The organism is Mesorhizobium sp. M4A.F.Ca.ET.020.02.1.1 (genome assembly GCF_004022645.1).
GTDB lineage: Bacteria > Pseudomonadota > Alphaproteobacteria > Rhizobiales > Rhizobiaceae > Mesorhizobium.
Window position 1 is genome coordinate 1 of sequence record NZ_RZOI01000371.1, and the last position, 5918, is coordinate 5918.

The following is a 5918-nucleotide window of genomic DNA, read 5'->3' on the forward strand; positions in this document are numbered from 1 at the left end:
CCATAGGACGGCAGCGCGGCGAGTGTCGTCGACCCTGTGGTCGGCGTGTCAAAGCCCTGGTCGAGCAGCTTCGCCGCCGTCTCGGCACGGCTGACCGCCGATTTCTCGCCAAGCACCACGGCGACCAGTGTGCGACCGTTGCGCGTCGCCGAGCCGATCATGTTGAAGCCCGAGGAACAGACAAAACCGGTCTTCATGCCATCGGCGCCCGGATAGCGGCCGATCAACAGATTGTAGTTGGGGAGCGCCTTCTTGCCGACGGCGAGCCCCTCGATCGAGAACCAGGGCGCGTATTGCGGGAACTCGCCGCGGATCGCCATCACCAGCAGCGCGAGATCGCGCGCGGTGGTGTACTGGTCCGGCGAATAGAGCCCGTTCGGATTGACGAAATGTGTTCCGGTCATGCCGAGACGCGCCGCTTCCGCGTTCATCCGGTCGGCGAAGGCCGCCTGCGTGCCACCGATATTTTCGCCAACGGCCATGGCGATGTCGTTGGCCGACTTGACCAGCATCATCTTCAGCGCATTGTCGAGCCGCATCACCGAGCCCGGCTTGAAGCCCATCTTGCTGGGCGGCTCGCCGGCAGAATGCTTCGTCACCTTGATCGGCGAATCGAGCGTGACCTCACCGGCGGCGATGGCCCGGAACGTCACATAGGCCGTCATCAGCTTGGTCAGCGACGCCGGGTACCAGCGCTTGAAAGCGTCCTGGTGCTCAAGGATCTTGCCACTCTTCAGGTCGAACAGGATCAAAGGATTGGCGCGCGCGACGCCCGCCAGCATCGGCAAGGCCAGCGCGCCGGCCAGCAATAGTTTGAGGAAATGCCCGTGCCGCATCATGGAATCCGAAATCGCCTCTTGCCGTAGTCGCCCCTGGCTCCGTAAGATTTCGTTACGCGATCGCCAGCATGGTGCGGCCCGGCCCTCGATTTCCCGGGCTGCATTGTTGCGGTGCTATTTACCCTATGTGACGTCAACATGGCAAAGCGCCTGGCAATCACAACTATAATGCAGCAGGCTGCAACTGGCTGCTCCAACGATGAAATGGGACCATCATGCCGATTTTGAACCGCGCCGCCGAGATGCAAGACGAGGTCGCCGGTTGGCGCCGCCACCTGCACCAGACGCCGGAGCTGAACTTCGATGTCTTCAAGACGGCGGCCTTCGTCACCGGGAAGCTTAAGGAATTCGGTTGCGACGAGGTGGTGACGGGCCTGGGCAAGACCGGCGTCGTCGGCATCATCCGCGGCCGCAACGGCGATGGCACGACGATTGGGCTGCGCGCCGACATGGACGCGTTGCCTATCAACGAAATCACCGGCAAGCCCTACGCCTCGACTGTTCCCGGCAAGATGCATGCCTGCGGCCATGACGGCCACACGGCGATGCTTTTGGGTGCCGCCAAATATCTCTCCGAAACCCGCAATTTCACCGGCTCGGTCGCGGTCATCTTCCAGCCGGCCGAGGAGGGCGGCGGCGGCGGCAACGAGATGGTCAAGGACGGCATGATGGAACGCTTCGGCATCTCCAAGGTGTTCGGCATGCACAACATGCCGGGCCTGCCGGTCGGCCAGTTCGCCATCAGGCCGGGCCCGATCATGGCGGCGACCGCCGAATTCACCATCACCGTCAAGGGCCGGGGCGGCCATGCGGCCATGCCGCACGGCACCATCGATCCGATCGTCATCACCAGCCAGCTTGTCGGAGCGATGCAGACGATCGCCTCGCGCAGCACCGACCCGGTCGAGTCGGTGGTGGTGTCGGTGACGAAATTCCACGCCGGCGACGCCTACAACGTCATCCCCGAGAGCGCCGAGATCGCCGGCACGGTGCGCTCGCTGAAGAAGGAAGTGGCCAAGAAGGCCGAGGAGCGCATTCGCGCCCTTTGCGACGGCCTGGCCGCCGCCTTTGGCGCCACCATCACCTTCGACTACGAGCCCAACTATCCGGTCACCTTCAACCATGCGGAAGAGACGGTCTTTGCAGCCGACGTCGCCGCCGATATCGCTGGCAATTCACAGGTGCACCGCTCCATCCAGCCGGTGATGGGCGGCGAGGATTTCTCCTACATGCTGGAAGCGCGGCCGGGCGCCTTCATCTTCATCGGCAACGGCGACACGGCCGGCCTGCACCACCCGGCCTACGATTTCAACGACGAGGTCATTCCGCATGGCATGAGCTATTGGGTGAAGCTCGCGGAGACCGCTCTGGCCGCCTGAGGCCGGTTCCCGGCAAGGACGTGGATCCTCCGCGGACCGTAGCCGGGCATGCGCAGAAGTCGGGGCAAGTGTGAGTTTTGCGAAACGGCGGACTGATTTTGCTTTCAGTCCGCCTCTTGGCGAACCGGTCCGAAGCGGCTATGTGTCGGGCCGCGTGGTCCCGTAGCTCAGTAGGATAGAGCGGCAGATTCCTAATCTGTAGGTCACAGGTTCGATTCCTGTCGGGATCACCATGCTTTTCAATGGTTTGGCGAGACCGCCGCCGATTGGCACGGCGGCAGGGATAGATATCGATTTTCACCAGGGTATAGGCATCGTCCGTTCGGTTTCGGCCAGCCTTTGTGGCGGTGCGGTGTCCAGCTCTGGCTCGCGGCCGGGCGGCTATTGCTTCATCGAGGTGGAAGTGCCCCAGGTATCCGACAGCACATAGCCCTCCGGGTACGGGTCCGTCGGATCGAGATAATAGGCATGCTCGCCGGTGATCCAGGCCCGGCCGGTGATCTCCGGGACGATCGCCTTGCGCCCGCCGATTTCCGTCAGGTCCACGATCCTGCCTGTGAAGCGGGAGCCGATGATCGATTCATGGGTGAGCACGTCGCCCACGCCCATCAGGCCTCTGGCCTGCAACACCGCCATACGGGCCGACGTGCCGGTCCCCGTCGGGCTGCGGTCGGAGCGTCCCGGCGAGACGATGCAGGTGTTGCGCGTGACATTGCCCGGCCCTTGGAACGGCATGGCGAACTGCACGATCGAGACGCCGCGCACATGGTCGAATTCCGGATGGATGACATCGAGCTGTTCGCGCGCGGCCCGTCGGATTTTCTCGCCGGCCACGGCCAGTTCGCGCGCCTCGTCCGGGGCGACCGAGAAGCCGAGCGCCGTGGCATCGACGATGGCGTAGAACATGCCGCCATAGGCGATATCGACCTTAAGAGTGCCGAGCCCTTCCACCTCGATGCCGGCGTCGAGGCGGTCGACAAAGGCAGGCGCGTTGCGGAAGGTGATCGAGACGCATTTGCCGTCGCGGCATTCGGCGCGCACCTCGATGACGCCGCCCGGCATGTCGAGCTTGAAGCGGGTCTCTGGCTCCTGCATCGGCACCATGCCGGTCTCGAGCAGCACCGTGGCGATGCATATGGTGTTGGAACCGGACATCGGCGGATATTCCGTCGGCTCCATGATGATGGCGCCTGCTGCGCAATCCTTGCGCGTCGAGGGAACGAGCAGGTTGACGTGCCGCGCGACGCTGCCGCGCGGCTCGCAGATCAGCATGCGCCTGATATGGTCGTGATCGCGCTCCATCGTGATCATCTTGTCCATCATCGTGCGGCCCGCCGGCGGCAGCACGCCGCCCACGATGACGTCGCCGACCTCCCCTTCAGCATGACAACCGACGACACGAATAGAGGCTTTGGTGCGCATTGTTGCTCCCTGTAAGGCTGTTCTCTAGTGCGACGAGGCTACGCACTTGTGGCGCGCGATGTATGCAATCATTCGCAAAATCATCCCGCGCCATGTCCCTGCTCTTCAACCTTCGGGAATCGGCACCGGCAGATTGCCAAGAGCAGGACCGCTGCCATTCCACGATGGTTCGATATCGGTCCCGGCATCTCGCACGCCTCCGTGGCCATCAAAGCAAACCACCTCGCAAGAAGATACCGAAACGGCGAATGATCGTTGAAAAAAATCGTCCATAAGGATGATTATCCGCTCCCGGCCACGCGAAGGCGATGGGGTCGAACAGCGGCTTGGTGCCGCCGGCCGGCGCCGCCCAGCTGTGGCGATTGCTCGATAAGAGGATAAGAAGCCGTGACAGACGACCGGCGCCGGGACAGAATGGGCAGCCGGCCCGTTCGCCAGCCTCAAGGGAGAACCCGAATGACCGCCAATGTCTTTTCCGGCTGCATGCCGGCTCTGATGACCCCGTGCACGGAAGACCGCCAGCCCGACTTCGAGGCGCTCGTTCGCAAGGGGCGGGAGCTGATTGCCGCCGGCATGTCGGCCGTCGTCTATTGCGGCTCGATGGGCGATTGGCCGCTGCTGACTGACGCGCAGCGCATGGAGGGGGTCGAGCGCCTGGTGAAGGCCGGCGTGCCGGTGATCGTCGGAACCGGCGCGGTCAATACCGCCAGCGCCGTGGCGCATGCCGCCCATGCACAGAAGGTCGGCGCCCGAGGCCTGATGGTGATCCCGCGCGTCTTGTCGCGCGGACCTTCGGTCACCGCGCAGCGCCACCATTTCAAGGCAGTCCTCGCGGCCGCGCCCGAATTGCCCGCGGTCATATACAACAGCCCCTATTACGGCTTCGCCACGCGCGCCGATCTGTTCTTCGCGCTGCGCGCCGAACATCCCAACCTCGTCGGCTTCAAGGAGTTCGGCGGACCGTCGGATCTGCGCTATGCGGCCGAAAACATCACCAGCCGCGACGATGAGGTGGCGCTGATGATCGGCGTCGACACCGCCGTCTTCCACGGCTTCGTCAATTGCGGCGCGTCCGGCGCGATCACCGGCATCGGCAATGTCTTGCCAAAGGAGGTCCTGCACCTCGTCGGGCTCAGCCAGGCCGCCGCCAAGGGCGACGCCGAAGCCCGCCAGCGCGCGCAGGAACTGGACGCCGCGCTCGCTGTTCTCTCCTCCTTCGACGAGGGTCCGGACCTGGTGCTCTATTTCAAGCACATGATGGTGCTGAAGGGTAATCCCGAATACCGGCTGCACTTCAACGAGACGGATGCCTTGACCGACAGCCAGCGCGGCTATGCCGAGGCACAGCTCAAGCTGTTCGACAGCTGGTATGCCCAGTGGTCAAGGCAGCCGGGCGTGGTTCAGAGGTATGCGGCCTGAACCGCCAAGTACGATCCGGGCGCAGCCCTTGAGCGAAATGTCCAAAGCGAACGGACTTTCTCCCGTCCGTCTTCGAATGAGAAAACAAACCCGCATCTCGATTTGCCACGGTGAGAAGTCGGTGCCTGTGCAGCATTGCGGTCCAAGATGACCTGCACAGGCCGCCAGGCCGGACGCTCAGGGCTCGCGCGGGTCCGGCATGCCCAGGCGCGGGTGGATTTCGGCAACGGGAACAGGCTTCGGACTGCCGTGGGCCCGGAGGCATTTTGAGCGCAGCGCACCGGCGTAGAGCCGGGCAAGCCCGCTATGCTGCTTGCGCAGATAGTCCGATTGGTCGAGCCGCCAGCGCCGCTCGATGTCCGCCATGATGGCTGGATTGCTCCAGGTTGCATAACCGCCGGCCGAATAGACAGTGATCTCGCCGGCGTACAGCCGCTCGCGCGTGACCAGGAAATCGACGCGGACATAATCGAGATCGCCGGCGATGCGCGGCGCAATCAGGGCAGCTTGCCTAGTCAATTCGACGAGGCGGGCGGTGACGGGCAGCGCCTGATCCTCGCGCGGATAGTCGATGTCGCGCCCCGCCAAAGGGTTGCCGTCAGGATCAAACAGTCGCGACTTGAGCGCCTTCTTGTCCTCGGCCCTGACATGGCAGACGACGCCGCTGCAGACCTGGACCTTGATCTCGGTGGCGATCTCGCCGCCGGCGAGCGGCAGCATCTCCTCGACGAACACCTCCGGCACGATCCGCCAGTAGGCCCATTCGCTGTTGCGACGACCCTGCCGCTTGCCCAGCCACAGCCTTAGCTGACGTACGATGGAGGCGCGATCCGGCTGGCCGCCCGAGACGAAAATGTTC

At 63.9% G+C, this 5918-nt stretch carries 5 protein-coding genes and 1 tRNA gene; 3 read left to right on the plus strand and 3 right to left on the minus strand.

The window, feature by feature from the left end:
* The coding region (locus EN742_RS21395) for a D-alanyl-D-alanine carboxypeptidase family protein (RefSeq protein WP_148670182.1) at positions 1 to 836 on the minus strand (836 nt) is incomplete at its 3' end.
* Positions 837 to 1054: 218 nt separating this feature from the next.
* Here EN742_RS21395 and EN742_RS21400 point away from each other — a divergent pair.
* Together EN742_RS21400 and EN742_RS21405 are read left to right on the plus strand one after the other, a co-directional pair.
* Positions 1055 to 2218 carry a M20 aminoacylase family protein gene (locus tag EN742_RS21400; RefSeq protein ID WP_126058042.1) on the plus strand — a complete coding sequence of 388 codons (1164 nt, stop codon included), beginning with the start codon at positions 1055 to 1057 and terminating at the stop codon, positions 2216 to 2218.
* 156 nt (positions 2219 to 2374) lie between these two features.
* Positions 2375 to 2451: transfer RNA gene (locus EN742_RS21405), tRNA-Arg, on the plus strand.
* Between the two features lie 148 nt (positions 2452 to 2599).
* Here EN742_RS21405 and EN742_RS21410 read toward each other — a convergent pair.
* Positions 2600 to 3640: a proline racemase family protein gene (locus tag EN742_RS21410; protein ID WP_126058041.1), complete on the minus strand. Its 1041-nt coding sequence runs from the start codon at positions 3638 to 3640 to the stop codon at positions 2600 to 2602.
* Between the two features lie 456 nt (positions 3641 to 4096).
* Here EN742_RS21410 and EN742_RS21415 point away from each other — a divergent pair, with 456 nt between their 5' ends.
* A complete protein-coding gene (locus EN742_RS21415; protein ID WP_126058040.1) occupies positions 4097 to 5059 on the plus strand; it encodes a dihydrodipicolinate synthase family protein in 963 nt (320 codons plus the stop codon).
* Between the two features lie 177 nt (positions 5060 to 5236).
* On the opposite strand, the gene EN742_RS21420 is transcribed toward EN742_RS21415, so the two are convergent.
* Positions 5237 to 5918 (minus strand): ATP-grasp fold amidoligase family protein (locus EN742_RS21420; RefSeq protein WP_210214471.1); only part of this gene is annotated, 682 nt, incomplete at its 5' end.

What these genes read in the sequence shown, in the direction of transcription:
- EN742_RS21415 (WP_126058040.1), top strand. Translation starts at nt 4,097, where the DNA reads ATGACCGCCAATGTCTTTTCCGGCTGCATGCCGGCTCTGATGACCCCG.
- EN742_RS21400 (WP_126058042.1), top strand. Translation starts at nt 1,055, where the DNA reads ATGCCGATTTTGAACCGCGCCGCCGAGATGCAAGACGAGGTCGCCGGT.
- EN742_RS21410 (WP_126058041.1), bottom strand. Translation starts at nt 3,640, where the DNA reads ATGCGCACCAAAGCCTCTATTCGTGTCGTCGGTTGTCATGCTGAAGGG.